This window comes from Saccharomonospora sp. NPDC046836 (genome assembly GCF_040645195.1).
GTDB lineage: Bacteria > Actinomycetota > Actinomycetes > Mycobacteriales > Pseudonocardiaceae > Prauserella_A.
In genome coordinates, this window is record NZ_JBEYXW010000003.1 from 306,299 (window position 1) to 327,099 (window position 20,801).

Below are 20,801 nucleotides of genomic sequence, written 5' to 3' on the forward strand. Positions count from 1 at the left end.
TGCTGATTGGCCACCGTCGGTTTCATCTATCCCGACCACGCCGCCGAGGACGACTACCCGCTCGCCGAGCGCATGCTCGGCAACGGCGCGCGTCTTCCCGTCGAGCACATCTACGGCACCGACCTGCACGCCATCGCCGAGCTGTTGGACCTCGGCTCACCGAAGCGGCTCGCCGAAGGCGCCGCTCTGCTGGCCAAGCACGACCCCGCGGCCATCGTCTGGGCCTGCACGAGCGGCAGTTTCGTCTACGGCTGGGATGGTGCGGCCGAGCAGGTGGCGCAGCTGTCCGAGGCATCCGCCGGGCTGCCGGCCTCCAGCACCTCGTTCGCCTTCGTCCGCGCGGCAGCGGCGCTGGGGCTGCGCCGGGTCGCGGTGGCCGCGAGCTACCCCGACGACGTGGCCGCGCTGTTCGTCGAGTTCCTGCACCGCGGCGGGGTCGAGGTCACGGCCATGTCCGCGGCCGACATCGACACGGCAGCCGAGGTCGGCGACCTGCCAGCGGAGGCGGTCATCGAGCTGATCGTGAGCCGGGACCATCCGGATGCCGAGGCGCTGCTCGTGCCGGACACTGCCATGCGCACGCTCGCCCTCGTCGACACCATCGAGAAGCGGCTCGGCAAGCCGGTGCTGACGGCCAACCAGGTCACCGTGTGGGAGGGCCTGCGCCTCGCCGGCGCAGCACGGGCCGTCACCGGCCTCGGCGCGCTGTTCCGCACGGAGGTCGGGTAGCCATGCTCGCGGACATCGAACCGGTCAACCGGGAGTCCACCGCGGCCATCATCGCGCGCCAGCTCAGGGACGCGATCATGAACGGCTCGCTGCCACCCGGTGCGCAGCTCGGCGAGGCGGAACTCGCGGCCCAGTTCCAGGTCTCACGAGGACCTCTGCGCGAGGCCATGCAACGGCTGGTCTCCGAGGGACTGCTCCGCAGCGAGCGCCATCGCGGGCTCTTCGTGATCGACCTCGAACCCGGCGACGTCTACGACATCTACGCGGCCCGCTCCGCCATCGAGCGGGCCGCCGCGATCCAGATCGTCCGCGGCAACGACCGGGACGAGGTCGCCGCACTCCTCGATCAGGCCGTGAAGGCGATGGCCGAGGCCGATCAGCAGGACGACCCCGCCGCGTTGACGGAGGCGGACCTGCGCTTCCACGAGGCGCTGATCGATGCCTCCGGCAGCCGCAGGCTCGCCAGGATGGCGCGCACGCTGCTCATCGAGACGCGCATGTGCCTGTCAGCGCTGCAGAGCACGTACCACCGGGGCTACCAGGGCGTCGACGAACGGATCGCCGAGCACAACCGGATCATCGAGGCGCTGCGGGCAGGCGAGGAGGAATCGATGCTTGCCTTGCTGGAAGCGCACATGGAGGACGCGGTACAACGGCTCGCGCCCGGTACCAGCCTCGCCGCCGGCGGTCCGCCCGCGAGCGGTGTCGACATCGCCTGAGACGCTCAGCCGAACAGCGCACCCAGTACGCTCGCGGCCCCGGCGCTACCCAGCGCGATGCTCCAGGCGAACGGACCGAGCGGCGTGCAGCCGAAGAACTGGCTGACCCCCGGCGTCTGGACCACTGCGGCGAGCACCGCCGCCGATCCGGCGGCACTGACCAGGACCGAGGGGCTGCGGCCCGCGGTCAGCAGCGTCTGCGCCAGCTGCGTGCCCACGATCGCCGCCAGTGCGACGGTCCCCGCCCTGCGCCGCCGCCCGGTGAACCGCGCGATCGACCACGCCGTGGTCGCACCCAGTGTCGTCGACCCCGCCCGCACACCGATCTCCCGGTACAGCCGGGTGCCCAGCGAGCTCTCCGGCCCCTCCTGCAGCAGCTCCTCGACGGCCTCGCCGTTCGGCCTGCGCAACGCGATCGCCATCGACGGTGCCAGGTCGGTCAGCAGGTTCATCAGCAGCAGCTGCCGGGCAGTCAGCGGCGAGCGCCCTGTCATCGCGGCGCCGATCAGGCTGAACGTGATCTCGCCGACGTTGCCGCCCAACAGCACGCTGAGCGCCGAACGGACCGACGCCCACATCGCGCGGCCCTCCACGAGTGCGGCGATGATCGTCTCCAGGCGGTCGTCCGTCACCACGAGATCCGCGGCCGCGCGGGCTGCGGGCGTCCCGCGCCTGCCGAGCGCGATGCCCACGTCGGCGAGCCGGATCGCCGGTGCGTCGTTGGCGCCGTCACCCGTCATGGCAACGGTTTTGCCCAGCTGCTGATATGCCTTGATGATCCGGACCTTCTGCGCCGGCGTGCACCGCGCGACGACATCGACCTCGGCCAGTACCTTGCGCAGCCGCTCATCGTCCAGCTCCTCCAACTCGGCCCCGGTCACCACGTGTAGGTCACCACGGTTGTTGATCTCCGCGGCGATCGCCGCACCGGTGACCGGGTGGTCACCGGTGATCATCACGATGCGCACACCGGCGTTCTGCAGCCGCGCCGCCGCGGGTGCCGCGCTGCGGCGCACCGGATCGGCGATCCCGACGAAACCTCGGAAGGTCAATTCCCGCACGCACTCCGGCGAGATCTCCGCGCTGTCGACGAACCGCTCGGCGACCGCAAGCACGCGCTTGCCTGCCTTGGCCAGCGCGCGCATCCGGCTGAACAAACGCTTGCGCGTGCGCTCGTCGAGTGAACACCGCGGCAGGACCTCCTCGGGTGCGCCCTTGACGCTGAGCAGCAGGCCCTTGCGCGTACTGCCCACCGCCGCGTGATAGCCGCGCGAGGGTTCGAACGGCGCGGCGGACACCGGTCGCCAGCCCGACGCTCCCGTCGCCGCGGTCAGCGTGGCCTGCTGCCCGGCCTCGACGATCGCCCGGTCCGTGGCGTGCGGGAGGTCCTCGGGGGCCTCCTGTGGCGTTGCCCGCAGCGCCGCCGCCAGTACCGGTCGCAGTGCCCCGTCGAGTGCGTCGAGGCGGGCACGGCGACTGCCGTCGTCGACGTCGCTGACGCTGAGCCTGCCCTCGGTGAGGGTGCCGGTCTTGTCGAAGCACAGCACGTCGACGCGGCCGAGCGCCTCGATGCTTCGTGGGTTGCGCACCAGCGCTCCGTGTTCGGCGAGCCTGCGCGCCGCGGCCAGCTGCGCAGCGCTGACCAGGAACGGCAGCCCCTCCGGCACCGACGCGACCGCCAGGTTCACCGCCGCACCAAGGCTTTCCCGCAGCGGCACACCACGCAGCAACCCGGCACCGGCCACGGCGACCGCGGATCCGGCGGCCAGCGGCAGGCTCTGCTCGGTGAGCTTGCTCAGCCGACGCTCCACACCGGTCGGCGGCGCGCCTGCCCTGGCGATCGCCATGCTCTTCCCGGCCTCGGTGTCGTCACCGACCGCCACCACCACGGCCGTGGCCTCCCCAGCGGCGACCGTCGTGCCCTCGTAGACCATCGAGGTGCGCTCCGCGACGTTGCCGGCCACGACCGCCGCCGGGTCCTTGGCGACCGGCAGTGACTCGCCGGTCAGCGACGACTCGTCCGCCTCGAACCCTGTGGTCTCCAGCAGCCTGCAGTCGGCGGGCACGACATCGCCCGCGGCGAGCGAGACCACGTCCCCCGGCACCAGGTCGTCGGCGGTGACCACACGCTCGTCGCCGTCCCGCAGCACGGTCGCGCTCACCGAGGACTTGCTCAACAACTCGGCCAGCTCCCGCTCGGTGTGCACCTGCTGAAGACTGCCGATGAGGGCCGACAACCCGATCACACCGACCACCAGCCCCGCATCAACGAGCGAGCCGACCGCCGCCGACAGGGCGGCACCACCTGCCAGCACGGGCGTGAGCGGGTTGGCCAGCTCGGCCAGGAACGCGCTGCCGAGTGTCGTGCCGAGCGGGCCGACGCCACGCGCCCGCGCTCGTCTGCGTGCTTCCAGCGCGCTCAGGCCTTCCGCTGAACTGCCGAGCCTGTCGAGCACGGCCTGCGCCGGCATGAGGTGCCACGGCACCGTCTCCGGCGGCACCACATCGGGCGGCTCGATACCGCGTGCGTGCCGCCGTCCGTTGACCAGCGCGATCCCGGCGCCGACGTTGACGACCCGCTGACCGCGTACGGTCGCGCTCGCCCCTTCTGACTGCAGCGCCGTCACCACGCCCACACCGGTGGACGCCTGCGCGATCCGGATGCTCTCGGCGTTCACCCTCTTCGCGGTGACAACGGCTTCCACGAGCAGTGCCGCGGCGCCGACGTCGTCACCGACCAGCACATGCGCCCCCCACGGTGCCGCGTCTCCTGTCCGATGGACACCGATGCCGCAGTCGGCAGCGCCGAGCGCCTGCCGGTCGTCCGACACGAGCAGCACCCCCGCGCCCTGCTCCTGCAGCTCGCGCACGCGGTCGAACGGCTCGTCGGCGTACACCACCTTCAGCTGCGACCGCTGCGCGGCAGCAAGGAGGGTGTGCATGCCGGGCAGTGGTTCACCCGCCAACGCCAGCACAGCCTGCAGCCGCGGCCCACGGGCGAGGCCGAGCAGGCCGGTCGCACCGCGCCGCCGCATCCGGTCCCCTGCCTGGCGGCCTGTTTCGACGTCCACGTCGAGTGCGTCAAGGGGGCCGAGCCGCCACTCGCGCTCGCTGCGGACAGCGCCCGGCCAGGACGGATCGAACAACCGCCACGCCAGCTCCGCGATCGCGTGCCGGTCGCCGCCCGGCAAGGGCTCCAGGTCCCGCAGCACCGAACGGCCGGTCTCCAGCGCGGAGCGGTCCAGCACCAGCGTGTCGATGCGGTCCAGCCGCCGCAGCACGGCCCGGTCCATGACCAGCGTCCCGCGCCGCGCGAGCACGGTGCCCAGCCCCGTCGCGAACGCCGTCCGCCCTGCCTCGGCCGACTTCGGTAGCGCGGTCAGCCCGACCGCGAACGCGCGCCGCGCACCAACGAACGGTGCGGTGACAGCGGTCGCCGACGCCCCCAGTGCGAGCACGCGCCGCTCGTACTGCTCGACATCACCCTCCGGCAGCGGCACCGGCCGCGTGATCGCGCACGGCGCCGCCTCGGCCCCGTCGGGACCGGTGATCAGCTCGTCCTCCGCCGCGGCCCAGGCCCGCTCGTGCTCGCGCGCCTCCCGCCACTGCCCGAACCGCAGCGCCGTGTCCAGGAGCGTGCCTTCCGTGCCACCGGCCAGCCCCTGCGCGAGCGCGGTCAGCTGGGAGGTAAGCGAATCGGCCCGGTCGTGGCTGCCTGTGCGACGGGCGAGGCCTTCCTTCAGCACCGGGTGGTGGTCGACGAGCGTCAGCGCGGCGGCGACCTCTGGCGGCAACGGCGTCCACGGCGCGATGCGTGTCAAGGCCGAGAGGGCCAAACCGAACAAGTCAGTCGTCAGCGTCGGCAGCAGGCGCGTCCCCCGCGTGCCATCCGCCGGATGGTGCAGTTCGTCCTCGGCGGCCGCCTCCTCCGGGGTGGGGGGCTCGGCCTCCGCACACTGGACGATCTCGAGCAGCTCACCGGCCCCCACGGTGGGGTCGGCCAGTTCGATGATCACGCGCGAGGACGGGGCGTTGACCCGCGCCCACGCCACGGCAGGATGTTCTTCGAGCGCACGTTCGATCCGTTTCGCCACGAGCTCGCTGCCCTGCGCGTGCACACCGTGCGCCTCGATGTGCAGCCGCGACTTGAGCGTCCGGTCGATGCGGCGTGGCCGCAGCGTGATCTCGGCCAGTCCACGCGCGGTTCCCAGGGTCGCGCCGACGACGGCCAGTGGACCTGGGACTCCCAACCCGAAGAGATTCATGGCGGAGGAAGTGCCCAATCCGGCGGGAAACTATGCCGCTGGAGCCGCCGGTTCCTCCTGACACGCTGGCTCCCCGGGTCGGCAATGTCCGGCTAAAGACCATTTGTGAAGGGCCTGCGTAGCGGTGCGGGTGGCAGAACCTCAGCCGCTTATTAGATACGGCCTGGACCGCCCTCGGGAATCAGATCGCCGCGGCGATGGCGGAGCCGAGCTCCGCTGTCGTGGCACTCCCACCGAGATCGGGGGTGCGGACAGCTCCCTCGCCGAGCACCTTCTCCACCGCGACGCGTACCGCCTGTGCCGCCTCGGCCTCGCCGAGCTGCTCCAACATCATCGCCCCGGCGAGCACCTGCGCGACCGGGTTCGCGATGCCCTGGCCCGCAATGTCCGGTGCACTGCCGTGCACGGCCTCGAACATCGACGGGTACTGCCGCTCCGGGTTGATGTTGCCGGACGGCGCCATGCCGAGCCCGCCGGTCACCGCGGCAGCCAGGTCACTCAGGATGTCACCGAACAAATTGGACGCAACGATGACGTCCAGCCTGTCGGGCTGCTGCACCATCCGCGCCGCGAGCGCGTCGATGTGCATCTGCTCCGCCTGCACGTCGGGGTACCCGGCAGCGATCTCGGCGAAGATCTCGTCCCAGAACGGCATTGTGTGGATGATCCCGTTCGACTTGGTCGCCGAACACACGCGGCCTGCGCGGGTGCGCGCGAGTTCGAACGCGTACCGGATGATCCGCTCCACACCGGTGCGCGTGAACACCGCTTCCTGCAACGCGAACTCGCCAGGCTGGCCCACGTTGTGCCTGCCACCGAGCGTCGAGTACTCGCCCTCGGAGTTCTCCCTGACGATGACCATCTCCAGGTCTTCGGCCGAGCGGCCGGCGAGCACCGAGGTGGTGCCCGGCAGCAGCCGCACCGGCCGCAGGTTCACGTACTGGGCGAACGCCCGCCGAACGGGAATCAGCAGGCCCCACAACGAAACGTGATCGGGGACGCCGGGAAACCCGACCGCGCCGAGCAACACCGCGTCGAAGGGCCGCAGCTGCTCGATGCCGTCCTCCGGCATCATGGCGCCGATCGTGGCGTAGCGCTCACAGCTCCAGTCGAACTCCGTCCACTCCAGACCGAAACCGAACGCCGTCGCCGCCCGGTCGAGCACCTTGCGGGCCTCGACCGTGACATCGACGCCGATGCCGTCACCAGGGATGGACGCGATCCGGTGCCCGCCCCCGCTCACAGGCTCACCGCGATGTACTTGGTCTCGAGGAACTCCTCGATACCGACGGTGCCGCCCTCCCGGCCGAGGCCGGACTGCTTGACACCGCCGAACGGCGCCGCCGGGTTCGACACGATGCCCTGGTTGAGCCCGATCATCCCGGTCTCCAGCCGCTCGCACACGCGCAGCGCCCGCTTGATCTCGCTGGTGAAGACGTAGCTCACGAGGCCGTACTCGGTGTCGTTGGCCGCGGCCAACGCCTCGTCCTCGGTGTCGAACACCGAGATCGGCGCGACCGGGCCGAAGATCTCCTCGGTGGACATCCTGGCCGCAGCGGGAACATCGGTGAGCACCGTCGGCCGGTAGAAGTGGCCCGGACCGTCCACAGTGGTCCCTCCGGTGAGGACCTTGGCCCCGCGCTGGGTCGCATCCGTCACGAGCGCGTTCACCTTCGCCACGGCAGCCTCGTCGATGAGCGGCCCGACGACAACGCCGTCCTCGGTGCCGCGACCGATCGGCAATGCCGCCATCCGCTCGGTCAGCCTGCGGGAGAACTCCTCGACGATGCCGCGCTGCACGTAGAACCGGTTGGCGGCAGTGCACGCCTCGCCGATGTTGCGCATCTTCGCCTGCATCGCACCATCGACGGCGGCGTCGAGGTCGGCGTCGTCGAACACGAGGAAGGGCGCGTTGCCGCCCAGCTCCATCGAGGTGCGCAGCACATTGCCCGCGCACTGCTCCAGCAGCTTGCGGCCGACAGCCGTGGAGCCGGTGAAGGAGAGCTTGCGCGCCCTGCCGTCCCGGATGAGTGGCTCCATGACCTCGCCCGCACCGGTGGTGGTGACGACGTTGAGCACCCCGTCCGGCAGGCCCGCGTCGGCCAGGATCTGCGCGAGCGCCAGCATCGACAGCGGCGTCTGTGCGGCAGGCTTGATCACCATCGTGCAGCCTGCGGCGACCGCGGGACCGATCTTGCGGGTGCCCATCGCCATCGGGAAGTTCCACGGCGTGATCAGCAGCGAGGGGCCGACAGGCTGCTTGGTGACGAGGAACCGGCCGACGCCGTTGGGCGCGACGGCGTAGCCACCGTCGATGCGCACGGCCTCCTCGGCGAACCACCGGAAGAACTCGGCGGCGTAGGCGATCTCGCCGCGTGCCTCCGCCAGCGGCTTGCCCATCTCGAGCGTCATGAGCAGTGCGAGCTCGTCCTGCCTCGCCATGAGCGCGTCGAAGGCCCTGCGCAGGATCTCGCCGCGCTCGCGTGGCGGGTGAGCCGACCAGTCGGCCTGTGCGGCCACCGCGGCGTCCAGCGCGGCGAGGCCGTCCGCGGGCGAGGCGTCCGCGACCTCGCACAGCACCTCCCCGGTGGCCGGATCGTGGACGGGGAACGTCCGGCTGTCAGCGGCGGCCGTCCACTTCCCGCCGATGAACAGCTCCTTGTTCACCGCGCCGACCACACCGGATTCGCTGACCGTGCTCATTCCACAGCTCCCCTAGTCACTGGCGTCCTCACGATCCCTGATTGCGCTGCTCCGAGCGCCATGCTACGAATATTGTTGACAATCTACAACCCCTGCTGTCCTACCGTCACGCCCGCAAGGAGGCCGCCGACATGGCCCAGCTATCCCCCGCCCTCAAGCAGGCCACTCCAGTCGTAGTCGACCACGGCGAGGGCGTCTACCTCTACGACGTCGACGGAAGGCGGCACCTGGACTTCACCGCCGGCATCGGCGTGACGAGCACCGGCCACTGCCACCCGCGGGTCGTTCGCGCCGCACAGGAGCAGATCGGCAAGCTCATCCACGGCCAGTACACGACCGTGATGCACAAGCCACTGCTCGAACTGAGCGCCCGGCTCAGCGAGGTGCTACCGGCCGGCCTTGACTCACTGTTCTTCGCCAACTCCGGCAGCGAGGCCGTCGAGGCGGCGCTGCGGCTGAGCAGGCAGGCCACCGGCAGGCCCAACGTCATCGTGTTCCAGGGCGGCTTCCACGGCCGTACCGTCGCCGCCGCATCGATGACCACATCCGGCACACGCTTCAGTGCCGGGTTCTCCCCACTGATGTCCGGCGTGCACGTCGCGCCGTTCCCGTTCGCCTATCACTACGGCTGGGACCAGCAGACCGCGACCGACTTCGCACTGCGCGAGCTGGACTACCTCTTCGCCACCCAGACGTCCCCCGCCGAGACGGCGGCGTTCTTCGTCGAGCCGATGCTCGGGGAGGGCGGCTATGTGCCCGCCAACCCCGAGTTCATGGCCGGCCTGCGGCAGCGCGCCGACGAGCACGGCATCCTGCTCGTCGTCGACGAGATCCAGACCGGTTTCGGGCGGACCGGGCGGTTCTGGGGTCACCAGCACTTCGACGTGCACCCGGACGTGATCCTGATCGCCAAGGGACTCGCCAGCGGTTTCCCGCTGTCGGGTATCGCCGCCTCGGCCGACCTCATGGCGAAGGCCTGGCCGGGTTCACAGGGCGGCACCTACGGCGGCAACGCCGTGGCATGCGCCGCGGCACTCGCCACGCTGGACGTGATCCAGGACGAGGGACTTGTCGACAATGCCGCCGCCCGCGGTCGCCAGCTGCTGGAGGGCGTACAGGCGATCGGCGACAAGACACCGGCCATCGGCGACGTCCGCGGCCTCGGCCTGCTCGTCGGCTCGGAGTTCACCACGCCGGAGGGCAAGCCCGACAACGCGACGGCGCAGGCCGCGCAGAAGGCCGCCGCCGAGCGCGGGCTGCTGCTGCTGACCTGTGGTGCCTACATGAACGTCGTGCGGATGATCCCACCGCTCATCGTCACGGCTGAGCAGATCGACGAGGGGCTCGAGATCTGGGCCGACGTCGTCGATTCCGTCACCAAGTAAGGAGTACCCCGTGGCTCGCTACATCACGATCACCCTCGACAAGCGCGGCGTCTCCTGCCGCGCCCGGCTGCTCGACGCCGAGGCGCCCCGCACGTGCCGGGCGGTGTGGGACGCGCTGCCGCAGAGCGGCTCGGCCTACCACGCCAAGTACGCGCGCAACGAGGTCTACACCCTGGTGCCGCCGTTCGCCGACCCGCAGCCGGGGCGGGAGAACCCGACGGTGACCCCCATTCCGGGCGATGTCGTGTACTTCGGCTTCGAGGCATGGGAGATCGGCAACCCGGCCTACGGCTACGACCAGGGCAGCGAGGCACACAGCGCGCAGGGCGCGACCGATCTGGCGATCTTCTACGGCCGCAACAACCTGCTCATCAACGGCGACGCCGGCTGGGTACCCGGCAATGTGTTCGCCACGATCGAGGAAGGCCTGGCGGAGATGGCAGCCGCCGCGCAGGACCTCTGGTTACGCGGCGTGGAGGGCGAAACGCTCAGCTTCGCGCGTGCCTGAGTCACTCGGACGGGTGGTTGGCGGCAAATCACCAATCGTGCCAACACGTTAACTCGATCGTGAGGGCACAGCCCCTGAATACCGGATCAAGATCACCGTTACATGAGGTGATGACCATCCGCGAAACTACAGTGCGTCACAGCACACTGCGACAATGAGCCCCGGGGCAAAACCCGAAAGCCTTACATGTTTAGACTGACGGGATTTCACCGGCCGGCTCGCTCCGGTGGCGGCTCTTTGACAGGGCGCCACACCACTGAAAGCCTTGCCTCGCTTTCGAAAGTTGGTGTGCGCGCACCCGGATTCCCTGTAAAACAATCCTCTTAAGGAGCCCCTCAATGCAGTTCTTCGCCACCGGTGGAGACATCGTCACCAGCCTGCTCGCCTCCGTGGTGCAGTTCCTCGGCTGGCTGCTCTGACGCTTCACGCGTTGATGGCATAGCCATAGCCAGGGTGGGGTCGGCACGTTGGCGCGGACCGGCCCCACCTCACGGCGAAAACCCCAGCAAGAACGTGAATCACCTTCATGGCCTGTCGGCATGATGCCGTACTAGGCTCTGCGCATGGGCAACGTTGCGCAGCGGCTGAGCGAGATCGTCGGCGAGCCGCATCTCCTGTCGGGTGCTGAGATCCCGGCCGATTACGCAAGCGATGAGTCTCTCACCGGCGAGCCGGTGAGCCCGCGATACGTGGTCAAGCCCGCCACCGCGGACGAGGTGGCCGCCGTACTCGCGGCAGCGTCGGAGCAGCGGATCCCCGTGACCGCACGCGGTTCCGGCAGCGGACTGTCCGCGGCGGCCCGTCCCCACCCGGACGGCATCCTGATCTCTTTCGAACGGATGAACCGGGTTCTCGAAGTCGACGCCGTCAACCACGTTGCGGTCGTACAGCCCGGTGTCACACTGTCCGAACTGGACGCCAGGACAGCGGAAGCCGGCCTTGGCTACACCGTCTACCCCGGCGAGATGAGCGCGAGTGTCGGCGGCAATGTCGGGACCAATGCCGGCGGCATGCGTGCCGTGAAATACGGCGTCACCCGTAACAACGTCCTGGGGCTGCAGGCCGTGCTGCCCACCGGCGAGATCATCCGCACCGGCGGCAAGATCGTGAAGACCTCCACCGGTTACGACCTCACCCAGCTGATCATCGGCTCGGAAGGCAGCCTCGCGCTGGCCACCGAGATCACGGTGAAGCTGCATCCGCGGCTCGCGCACGGTGTGACCGTGCTGGCTCCGTTCAACGATTTCGATCAGGTGATGGCTGCGGTCCCGGCAACCGTGTCGAGCGGGCTCGCCCCGCACATCCTGGAGTACCTCGACGCGCTGACGATGGCCGCGATCACCTACACCGCGCAGCTGTCGCTCGGCATTCCCGACGAGGTGCGCGACGCCTCGCAGGCCTACCTCGTCGTCGGGCTGGAGAACCGCGAGGCGAAGCGGCTCGACGGCGATGTGCAGTCGGTCAGCGAGTTGCTCACCGAACTCGGCGCCACCGATGTGTACGTGCTCGAAGGCAGCGCGGCACGCAAGCTGATCGAGGCGCGGGAGAAGGCGTTCTGGACGGCGAAGGCAGCCGGCGCCGACGACGTGATCGACGTCGTGGTCCCACGCTCGGCGATGCCCGAGTTTCTCGGCAGGGCTCGCGAATTCGCCGCCAAGACGGAGTCGGGCGTGGTGGGCTGCGGGCACGCGGGCGACGGCAACGTGCACCTCGCCATCTTCCAGAAGGACCCGGCCAAGCGCGCGAGCCTGCTGCACGGCATATTCGCGCTCGGCATGGAGCTCGGTGGCGCGATCTCCGGCGAGCACGGCATTGGCCGCGCAAAGAAGGAACACTTCCTCGAACTCGAGGATCCCGTCAAGATCGACCTGATGAAGCGCATCAAGCAGGCCTTCGACCCGGCCGGCATTCTCAACCCCGGTGTGCTCTTCGACTAGGCAGAAGGAAACCGACGGCACGGCAGGCGCATTGCCCCCTGCCGGCACGAACGCCAGGCAAGGGGCAATGCTGTTCTGCCGGTCACGTGGTTTCAGCGTCCATTGAGAACGGACAGACCACAGGAACCGTTTTGGTACAGGTCGCCTGCGACGACCTGGCGGCCGGGCGGCGGGTTGATTTCATACGGCTGGTTACCGGAGGGAGTCAGCTTTTCCTCGCAGGCGATCACGCCCTGGTCGGTTGCCGAGCCAGCCCACAGGTCGATGTGCCCGTCGCCGCAGGAGGCACAACTGTCTTCCATGATGAAGTAGCGCTGCACCAAGGGCACGTAGATCCGGGTGCCGGGTGCGAACTGCCCTTCGGCGGCGGCGAAGGTGAGCGGGTCCTCGTAGGTCCCGGTGCCGCCTGCCTCGTCGTGCAGCGTCGCCGCGCCGGACGACTTCGGGTAGGCGATGGCGCGACTGCCCGGCGGGTCGTTGTCCGCAGCGGCATAGAAGGTGATCTCGCCGGACGCCTGCGTGCCATCGGACGCCTGCGTGCCACTGGACGTCGGCGTGCCACTGGGCGTCGGCGTACTGGCGGATGCCTCGCCGGACGCTTCGTTTCCGGCGGACGCCTCCGCGGCAGCACTGGTGGGTGGCGTCTTCGCAGGTCGATGCTTCTTGGTGGTCGAGTCCTCGGAGTGTCGATGCTCCTTGGCCGTCCGGTGCCGGTCGGCTTTCGGCGTTTCCGTTGAGGTTACCGAGGTCGTCGTCGTGGTCGGGGATGTCGAGCCGGTGGCGTTGGTGAGCGCGGTAGGCGACGCCGCCGCAATGCCGGCGCCAGAAAGGACCAGCGCACCGACGGCAGTGAGCAGACCGGACTTGAGGGTCAACCGCATTTTCGCGAGGACACCTTTCTCTGCGGAAAATCGATCATGTCCGAAAGTAGATCAACAAGTATCTGAAATGTGATCTTTCCGTTATAGTGGTTGACGTTAGCCGACCACTCACCGCGCTGGCAATCCCCGGCACCATGGCCGTCGATGCCCAAGAAACTCCTTGACATTGCAAGGCATTTCGCGTAGGCGATGGGTTAGCGAAGGTCCACATCGGACAATGGAACTACCGGTCGGCCTGGTCACAGCACGCAGCGCGGATTCTCCGGCAGGCAGCGGTAGGGTTGGCCCGGTGTTGTCCGATTGACTCGGCTGCCGACGATGCCGCAGAAAGGACTGAGGGGCACAGACATGAACGGCGCGCAATCGCTGATCCGCACACTCGTCGACGCCGGCGTCGAGGTGTGCTTTTCCAACCCGGGCACCTCGGAGATGCATTTCGTCGCCGCACTCGACACCGTGCCGGAGATGCGCGGTGTACTCGGGCTGGCCGAAGGCGTCGTCACCGGCGCCGCCGACGGCTATGCCCGTATGGCGGGCAAGCCGGCGGCGACGCTGCTGCACCTCGGCCCCGGCCTCGGCAACGGGCTGGCGAACCTGCACAACGCGCGCCGCGCCAACACGCCGGTCGTGAACGTCATCGGCGACCACGCGACGTACCACAAGCGCTATGACGCACCGCTGGAGTCCGACATCGAGGCCGTCGCCGGATCGCTGAACGGCTGGGTGCGCCGCTCGGACAGCACCGCCGACGTCGGCGCCGACGCGGCCGCCGCGGTGGCCGCCGCGCAGGACGCACCGGGCCGCGTGGCCACGCTCATCCTGCCCGCGGACGTCTCGTGGGGCGACGGCGGCGCGGTCTGCCCGCCGGTACCGCCCCGCACGGCGAAGCCGGCCGCCGACACAACCGTCAAGTCCGTCGCCGAAGCCCTGCGCTCCGGCGAACCGGTCGCGCTGCTCCTCGGCGGCGCGGCGTGCCGGGAAGCAGGCCTGCGCGCGGCGAGCCGCATCGCCGCGGCAACGGGCGCGAAGCCGTTCATCGAGACCTTCCCGACGCGGCTGGAGCGCGGAGCCGGGCTGCCCACCATCGAGCGGCTCGGCTACCTCGCCGAGCAGGTCGCCTACCAGCTCGACGGCAGCAGGCACGTGATCGTCGCGGGCACCCGTTCCCCCGTGTCGTTCTTCGCCTACCCCGGCAAGCCGAGCGACCTGGTGCCGGAGGGCGCGCAGGTACACACGCTCGCAGCCGCGGAGGATGACGTGGTGCGCGCGCTGGAGGAGCTCGCTGAGCTCGTCGCACCGGGCACCGAACCTGTGCTGGCGCAGGCGGAGCGTCCTGAGCTGCCGGCGGGTGAGCTGACCCTGCAGAACTGGGTCCAGGTGATCGGCGCGCTGCTGCCCGAGGGCGCGATCATCTCCGACGAAGCCAACACCTCCGGTCTGCTGCTGCCCGCCGCGACCGCGGGCGCGCCGAGGCACGACGTCCTGACGCTCACGGGCGGCGCGATCGGCCAGGGTATGCCGGTGGCCACCGGTGCGGCGATCGCCGCCCCCGAACGGCCGGTGATCAACCTGGAGTCCGACGGCAGCGCGCTCTACACGATCGCAGCGCTGTGGACACAGGCGCGGGAGAACCTGAACGTGACCACCGTGATCCTCAACAACCGTGCCTACGCCATCCTGCGCATGGAACTGCAGCGCGTCGGAGCCGAGGAGTCCGGCCCCAAAGCACGGAGCCTGCTCGATCTGTCCACACCGGACCTGGATTTCGTGAAGATCGCCGAGGGCATGGGGGTTCCGGCCACCAGGGCCACGACCTGTGAGGAACTCGCCGACCAGTTCTCCAGGGCGCTCGCCGAACCGGGCCCGCACCTGATCGACGCAGCGGTACCACCCCTGCTCTGACCGCGAGTCCCCCGCTCCAGCTCGCGAGTCCCCCGCTCCAGCTCGCGAGTCCCCCGCCCAGGCCCGCGAGTTGCCCGCTCCGGCGCGCGAGTTGCCCCCTCCGGTCGGCGAGTCCCCCACTCCGGCACCGGCCCAGGATTCACAGGAAACTCTTGGAGTATGTGCGCCAGCGGCAACGTTGAATGGGGTAACGGCCGGTTGTCGGGGATCGGCCACCGCAACGAGGAGGGCGGCCGTGCCGATGCCGCACCAGACGTTGACCGTCCGCACGACATACGACACTGCGAGCGACCGCGGACCTCGTGACCTCAATGCCGATGCCGTCGCCGCGCACACCGACGAATCGACCGGACGCATGGCGTTCGTCGTCGCCGATGGCGTTGGTGACCAGCTGCTGGCGGCCAGGGCCGCCCGGCTGGTCGCCGAAACGGCCGCCGTCGCGGCGGCACGCAGTGGCGCGCTGAACGGCCTGCTCCAGGCACAGCAGGAACTACACAGGCAGTTCCCGCAGGCAGAGGCCGACTGCGTGCTGGTCGTCGCCGTGCTGCCGCCGGCAGGCAGCACCGAGGAGGTCGGCGATGTCGCCTGGGTCGGCGACTGCCGGGCCTACCGGTGGAACGGCAGGGTCCTGCACCAGATCACCGTGGACCACACGCTTGCCGAGTTCTGGCGGCTGCACGGCGTGACACCGGCGCCGCGGCTGGAGCACCTGGTCACCGACTCGGCACGCACCGCGAAGACCACCGACATCGGGCGCGCCAGGATCGGAGCGGGACCCGCCCGCCTGCTGCTGAGCACCGACGGCGTCCACAAGAGCCTGGACTTGGTGCAGCTCAAGGACATTCTGGCCGAACCGTTCACGGCCACCAGAGCCGCGACCGCGCTCGTCACCGCGGCACGGACCTTCGGCAGCCGGGACAACGCGACCGCCATGGTCATCGACCGCACCTGACAGCGCTGAGGGCCACCAACCCGACGGAAGGTGGCCCTCAGTGGCGTACCGCTACTCGAAGATCTCGCCCTTCTCGGCCTTGTCGACGAGGGACTGCGGCGGATTGAAGTGGTCGCCGTAGCGCTGCGCCAGCTCACGCGCCCGCGCCACGAAGCCGTTCAGCCCACCCGGGTACTGGTTGATGTACTGGATGACCCCACCGGTCCACGCCGGGAAGCCGATGCCGAAGATCGAGCCGATGTTGGCGTCCTGCACCGAGGTCAGCACGCCCTCGTCGAAGCACTTGACAGTCTCCAGCGCCTCGGCGAAGAGCATGCGCTCCTCGAGGTCCTCGAAGGGGACGGTGGCACTACCGCTGTTGAACGCCTCGCGCAGGCCCGGCCACAGGCCTGCCCGCTTGCCGTCCTCGTCGTAGGCGTAGAACCCCGCCCCGCTTGAACGCCCCTTGCGGTCGAACTCGTCCAGCATCCGGTTGATGACGGTCTCGGAACCGTGCTCCTGCCACACACCACCGGCGGCCTCCACTGCCGCACGCGTCTCCTGCCGGATCTTGCGCGGCAGGGTCAGCGTCAGCTCGTCCATCAGCTGCAGCGGCGGCGCAGGGTAACCCGCCTGCGCCCCGGCCTGCTCGATGCTCGCAGGCTCCACGCCCTCGCCGACAGCGGCGACGGCCTCGTTGATGAAGGTGCCGATGACCCGGCTGGTGAAGAAGCCACGGCTGTCGTTGACCACGATCGGCGTCTTCTTGATCTGCAACGTGTAGTCGAAGACCTTCGCCAGCGTCGCATCCGAGGTCTTCTCCCCGCGGATGATCTCCACGAGCGGCATCTTGTCCACCGGCGAGAAGAAGTGGATGCCGATGAAGTCCTCCTGGCGCCGCACACCTTCGGCGAGCCCGGTGATCGGCAACGTGGAGGTGTTGGAGCCGAGCACGGCATCCGGGTTGACGATGCTCTCGATCTCGCCGAAGACCTTGTGCTTGAGCTCCTGGCTCTCGAACACGGCCTCGATCACGAAGTCGACGCCCTTGAAGTCGGCCGGGTCCGCCGACGGCGTGATGCGTGCCAGCAGCGCCTCGGAGCGCTCCTTGGTGGTCTTGCCGCGAGCCAGCGCCTTCTCCTCGAGCTTGGCGGCGTAGCCCTTGCCCTTCTCGGCGGCCTCCAGGGAGACGTCCTTGAGCACGACCTCGATGCCGGCTTTCGCGCTCACATAAGCGATCGCGGCGCCCATCATGCCCGCGCCGAGCACGCCGACCTTCTTCGCCTCGTACTTCTCGTAGCCCGCAGGCCGCGAACCGCCCGAGTTGATGTGCTGCAGGTCGAAGAAGAACGCCTTGGTCATGTTCTTCGCGACCTGGCCGATCACCAGGCTGACGAAGTAACGGGTTTCGATCAGCGAGGCCGTGTCGAAGTCGACCTGAGCACCCTCGACCGCCGCCGCGAGAATGGCGCGCGGCGCGGGCATCGGCGCGCCCTTGAGCTGCTTGCGCAGGTTCGCCGGGAACGCGGGAAGGTTGGCCGCGAAGCTCGGGTTCGACGGCGTGCCACCGGGGATCTTGTAGCCCTTCGTGTCCCAGGGCTGTACCGACGCCTCGGGGTTGGCCTTGATCCACTCCTTGGCGCGGGGCACCAGTTCCTCGACCGTGTCCACCAGTTCGTGAACGAGGCCGAGTTCGAGCGCCTTGGCCGGCTTGTGCCGCTGGCCCTGGACGAGCACGTTGAGGATCGCGTTCTGGATGCCGAGCAGGCGCACGGTGCGGACGATGCCGCCGGCGCCGGGCAGCAGGCCGAGCGTCACCTCCGGCAGGCCGATGACGCTGCCCTTGGCGTCCGCTGCGATCCGGTGGTGGCAGGCGAGCGCGATCTCCAGCCCGCCACCGAGTGCGGCACCGTTGATGGCGGCGACCACCGGCTTGCCGAACGTCTCGAGCTTACGCAGCGCCGCTTTGAGCTCGGTGCCGAGCCGGGTGACACGCTCGGCGTCTTCGGGAGTCGCCTTGATCAGGTCGTTGAGGTCGCCACCGGCGAAGAACGTCTTCTTGGCCGAGGTCACCACAACACCGGTGATCGAGTCCTTCTCGGCTTCGAGGCGATCGGCGGTCCGCTTAATGGACTCCTGGTAGGCGTCGTTCATCGTGTTCGCCGACTGGTCCGGGTCGTCGAGCGTCAGCACGACGATGCCGTCGGAATCCTGCTCCCAGCGAATTGTCTTCGTCATTGTCACACCCGCTCGATGATCGTCGCGATACCCATGCCGCCGCCAATGCACAGCGACAGCAGTGCGCGCCGGGCCTGGCGGCGCTCCAGCTCGTCCACCATGGTGCCGAGGATCATGGCGCCGGTGGCGCCGAGCGGATGTCCCATGGCGATCGCGCCGCCGTTGACGTTGACCTTCTCGTCCGGCAGTTTCAGGTCCTTCATCCACTTGAGCACGACGGAGGCGAACGCCTCGTTGAGCTCGAACAGATCGATGTCGTCGGTGGTCAGGCCGGCGATGTCGAGCACCTTCCGCGTGGCAGGTGTCGGGCCGGTCAGCATGATCGTCGGGTCGGAGCCGGTGATGGTCGCGGCGACGATCCGGGCACGCGGGGTCAGCCCGAGGTCCTTGCCCACCTGCTCGTCACCGATCAGCACGAGCGCGGCGCCGTCGACGATCCCGGAGGAGTTCCCGCCGGTGTGCACGTGGTCGATCTTCTCGATCCAGTGGTACTTCTGCAGCGCCACCGCGTCGAAACCGCCGAAGTCGCCGATGCCCTCGAAGGACGGCTTGAGCTTGCCGAGCGCCTCCAGCGTCGTGCCCGGCCTGCGGTGCTCGTCGTGGTCGAGGATCGTCACACCGTTGATGTCCTTGACCGGCACGACGGACTTGGCGAAGTAGCCACCCGACCAGGCGGCCTCGGCGCGTTCCTGCGAGCGCACGGCGAAGCGGTCGACGTCCTCACGCGAGAAGCCCTCGACGGTCGCGATCAGGTCGGCACCGATGCCCTGCGGTACGAAGTAGGTGTCATAGTTGGTCGCCGGATCCATGAACGCGGCGCCGCCGTCGGAGCCCATCGGGACCCGCGACATGGACTCGACGCCGCCCGCGATGATCAGGTTCTCCCAGCCGGAGCGCACCCGCGCGGCGGCCTGGTTGACGGCTTCGAGGCCGGACGAGCAGAAGCGGTTGAGCTGCACGCCGGCGACCGTGTCGGGCAGACCAGCCGCTATCGCGGCAGTACGCGCGATGTCCCCGCCCTGGTCCCCGACCGGGGAGACCACGCCAAGAATGATGTCGTTGATCGCGGCCGGGTCCAGGCCAGGGTGGCGCGCCTTGAGTTCGTCGATCAGGCCGACCAGCAGGTCGATCGGCTTGGTCCCGTGCAGGGATCCGCCCTTGTTCTTGCCACGAGGCGTGCGGATCGCCTCGTAGATGAACGCCTCTGTACTCACACGAACGATCCTTCCTGGCCTCTTCTTTGATGCTAATCGCTACTAACATAATGCGCCCTCTTCCCATGCTGTCAACGGGTTGTTATGAGGTCAACTACCGCTAAAGTGGGATCACGTATGGCTGAGCAGAACTCGAAGAGCACGCGTCCACGCGACCGCAGGAGCCAGCTGGCGACTGTCGCGTCGGAGCTGTTTCGCGCCCGCGGCTACCAGGGCGTCGGCATCAACGACATCGCGGCGGCGGCCGGCGTGACCGGCCCGGCCCTGTATCGCCACTTCGCCGACAAGCAGGCGATCCTCGGGCATGTGCTACTCGCCAACCTCGAGGAGATGGCGGCAGCGACCGAGGCTGCGGTGGGGGTCGCCGAGCCGCCGACGCCTGAGCAGATTCACGCACTCCTGACGAGCCTGGCGACCAAGTCGGTCGAGCGGCGCGAGGTCGCCGCGCTGTGGCGGTGGGAGGGCCGCCACCTCAACACGGAGAACCAGCGCGCCATCCGCGAACGGTCCGCGGCGATGCTCGCGATGTGGGCCAAGGTGCTCATGAGCATGCGTCCCGAACTGGCCGCCGACGACGCCGAGCTGCTGTGCTGGGCGACATTGTCGGTGTTCGGCAGTGTCTCGGTGCACCACACGAGCATTGCGAAACAGCGGTTCGCGCAGCTGCTCGTCGACATCGCACTCCGGGTGCTGCACGCCCAGCTGCCGCGGCTCGCCGAGCAGGCGTCCCCGATCGAGGCCGCCCGCGCATTCGGCACGCCATCCCGGCGCGAGCAGCTGCTCACCGCTGCCGCCGAACTGTTCCGCAGGCACGGCTTCACGGCCGTGAGCATGGAGGACATCGGCAAGGCCGCCGGCATCGCGGGGCCGAGCGTCTACCGCCACTTCCCGAGCAAAGCCGCCCTGCTCGCCGCGATCGGAAGGCGCGCTGCCGACCGGCTGGCGCTGGCAGCCGACTACGCACTGCGGACGAGTGCGCCCCCGGACGAGCGGGAGGCACTGCGCAGACTCGCCGAGTCGTATGTCGCGACCCTGACCGGGCCACCCGATCTGCTGGCGTCGTTCTCGGTGGACCGCGTGCACATCGAGGAGCGCGACCGCGCGGACCTGCTCCGTATCCAGCGCGACTACGTCGCAAGGTGGGTGGGCCTGCTGGAAGCCGTGCATCCCGAGTTGAATGCCAGGGAGGCCAGGATCACCGTGCACGCCGCGCTCACCATCGCCAACGACCTCACGCGCACGCGCCGGGTCAGCTCGCGCCCCGCACTGGCAGCCGAACTGGTGACGGTCATGACGGCTGTTCTGCGTATCGCCTGACCTGCTAACCTACCCACGAGTAGGTAAGTGAAGGGGAGGATCGTGTCCGGACAGACGCCGCAGAACAAGCGC

Annotated in this window: 14 protein-coding genes; 8 read left to right on the plus strand and 6 right to left on the minus strand. The window is 69.2% G+C overall.

Translation table 11 applies throughout. The features are described from left to right. Window positions 1–6: 6 nt before the first annotated feature. Both ABZ863_RS06235 and ABZ863_RS06240 read left to right on the plus strand, forming a co-directional pair. A complete protein-coding gene (locus ABZ863_RS06235; RefSeq protein ID WP_358531646.1) occupies window positions 7–729 on the plus strand; it encodes a maleate cis-trans isomerase in 723 nt (240 codons plus the stop codon). A 2-nt stretch (window positions 730–731) separates the two neighbouring features. Then, the gene (locus ABZ863_RS06240) at window positions 732–1,448 is read left to right on the plus strand and encodes a GntR family transcriptional regulator (protein WP_358531648.1); all 717 of its coding nucleotides are present in this window, start codon (window positions 732–734) and stop codon (window positions 1,446–1,448) included. A 5-nt stretch (window positions 1,449–1,453) separates the two neighbouring features. On the opposite strand, the gene ABZ863_RS06245 is transcribed toward ABZ863_RS06240, so the two are convergent. From ABZ863_RS06245 to ABZ863_RS06255, 3 genes are all read right to left on the minus strand, one after another. After that, window positions 1,454–5,713, minus strand: coding sequence for an HAD-IC family P-type ATPase (locus tag ABZ863_RS06245; RefSeq protein ID WP_358531650.1), 4,260 nt, complete (start codon window positions 5,711–5,713; stop codon window positions 1,454–1,456). Window positions 5,714–5,894: 181 nt separating this feature from the next. Continuing rightward, entirely contained in the window at window positions 5,895–6,956 is a 1,062-nt protein-coding gene (locus ABZ863_RS06250) for a tartrate dehydrogenase (RefSeq protein ID WP_358531652.1), read from the minus strand. Further along, entirely contained in the window at window positions 6,953–8,416 is a 1,464-nt protein-coding gene (locus ABZ863_RS06255) for an NAD-dependent succinate-semialdehyde dehydrogenase (protein ID WP_358531654.1), read from the minus strand. Before ABZ863_RS06255 ends, ABZ863_RS06250 begins: the two co-directional genes overlap by 4 nt. Before the next feature lie 131 nt (window positions 8,417–8,547). Here ABZ863_RS06255 and ABZ863_RS06260 point away from each other — a divergent pair, with 131 nt between their 5' ends. From ABZ863_RS06260 to ABZ863_RS06270, 3 genes are all read left to right on the plus strand, one after another. Beyond that, a complete protein-coding gene (locus tag ABZ863_RS06260) occupies window positions 8,548–9,801 on the plus strand; it encodes an aminotransferase class III-fold pyridoxal phosphate-dependent enzyme (protein WP_358531656.1) in 1,254 nt (417 codons plus the stop codon). A gap of 10 nt (window positions 9,802–9,811) precedes the next feature. Next, window positions 9,812–10,309, plus strand: a complete 498-nt coding sequence (locus ABZ863_RS06265) for a DUF3830 family protein (RefSeq protein ID WP_358531658.1) — start codon at window positions 9,812–9,814, stop codon at window positions 10,307–10,309. Between the two features lie 563 nt (window positions 10,310–10,872). Then, a complete protein-coding gene (locus ABZ863_RS06270; protein WP_358531660.1) occupies window positions 10,873–12,246 on the plus strand; it encodes an FAD-binding oxidoreductase in 1,374 nt (457 codons plus the stop codon). Window positions 12,247–12,338: 92 nt separating this feature from the next. Here the strand turns inward: ABZ863_RS06270 and ABZ863_RS06275 are convergent, their stop codons facing one another. Then, window positions 12,339–13,127, minus strand: coding sequence for a hypothetical protein (locus ABZ863_RS06275; protein ID WP_358531662.1), 789 nt, complete (start codon window positions 13,125–13,127; stop codon window positions 12,339–12,341). Between the two features lie 348 nt (window positions 13,128–13,475). Here ABZ863_RS06275 and ABZ863_RS06280 point away from each other — a divergent pair, with 348 nt between their 5' ends. Further along, window positions 13,476–15,029: an acetolactate synthase large subunit gene (locus ABZ863_RS06280; RefSeq protein ID WP_358531664.1), complete on the plus strand. Its 1,554-nt coding sequence runs from the start codon at window positions 13,476–13,478 to the stop codon at window positions 15,027–15,029. Between the two features lie 241 nt (window positions 15,030–15,270). Next, window positions 15,271–15,981, plus strand: a complete 711-nt coding sequence (locus ABZ863_RS06285) for a protein phosphatase 2C domain-containing protein (RefSeq protein WP_358531796.1) — start codon at window positions 15,271–15,273, stop codon at window positions 15,979–15,981. A gap of 51 nt (window positions 15,982–16,032) precedes the next feature. On the opposite strand, the gene ABZ863_RS06290 is transcribed toward ABZ863_RS06285, so the two are convergent. Continuing rightward, the gene (locus tag ABZ863_RS06290) at window positions 16,033–18,204 is read right to left on the minus strand and encodes a 3-hydroxyacyl-CoA dehydrogenase NAD-binding domain-containing protein (RefSeq protein WP_358531666.1); all 2,172 of its coding nucleotides are present in this window, start codon (window positions 18,202–18,204) and stop codon (window positions 16,033–16,035) included. Beyond that, window positions 18,201–19,412 (minus strand): acetyl-CoA C-acetyltransferase, encoded by a 1,212-nt coding sequence (locus ABZ863_RS06295; RefSeq protein WP_358531668.1) that lies wholly within the window; start codon window positions 19,410–19,412, stop codon window positions 18,201–18,203. Before ABZ863_RS06295 ends, ABZ863_RS06290 begins: the two co-directional genes overlap by 4 nt. A 117-nt stretch (window positions 19,413–19,529) precedes the next feature. On the opposite strand from ABZ863_RS06295, the gene ABZ863_RS06300 reads away from it, so the two are divergent. Next, window positions 19,530–20,729 carry a TetR/AcrR family transcriptional regulator gene (locus ABZ863_RS06300; protein ID WP_358531670.1) on the plus strand — a complete coding sequence of 400 codons (1,200 nt, stop codon included), beginning with the start codon at window positions 19,530–19,532 and terminating at the stop codon, window positions 20,727–20,729. The last annotated feature ends 72 nt before the right edge of the window (window positions 20,730–20,801 follow it).

Bases quoted from the DNA above. Each gene is read 5' to 3' on its own strand.
- ABZ863_RS06240 (WP_358531648.1), top strand. From the start codon at position 732: ATGCTCGCGGACATCGAACCGGTCAACCGGGAGTCCACCGCGGCCATC.
- ABZ863_RS06245 (WP_358531650.1), bottom strand. From the start codon at position 5,713: ATGAATCTCTTCGGGTTGGGAGTCCCAGGTCCACTGGCCGTCGTCGGC.
- ABZ863_RS06255 (WP_358531654.1), bottom strand. From the start codon at position 8,416: ATGAGCACGGTCAGCGAATCCGGTGTGGTCGGCGCGGTGAACAAGGAG.
- ABZ863_RS06260 (WP_358531656.1), top strand. From the start codon at position 8,548: ATGGCCCAGCTATCCCCCGCCCTCAAGCAGGCCACTCCAGTCGTAGTC.
- ABZ863_RS06270 (WP_358531660.1), top strand. From the start codon at position 10,873: ATGGGCAACGTTGCGCAGCGGCTGAGCGAGATCGTCGGCGAGCCGCAT.
- ABZ863_RS06275 (WP_358531662.1), bottom strand. From the start codon at position 13,127: ATGCGGTTGACCCTCAAGTCCGGTCTGCTCACTGCCGTCGGTGCGCTG.
- ABZ863_RS06280 (WP_358531664.1), top strand. From the start codon at position 13,476: ATGAACGGCGCGCAATCGCTGATCCGCACACTCGTCGACGCCGGCGTC.
- ABZ863_RS06285 (WP_358531796.1), top strand. From the start codon at position 15,271: ATGCCGCACCAGACGTTGACCGTCCGCACGACATACGACACTGCGAGC.
- ABZ863_RS06300 (WP_358531670.1), top strand. From the start codon at position 19,530: ATGGCTGAGCAGAACTCGAAGAGCACGCGTCCACGCGACCGCAGGAGC.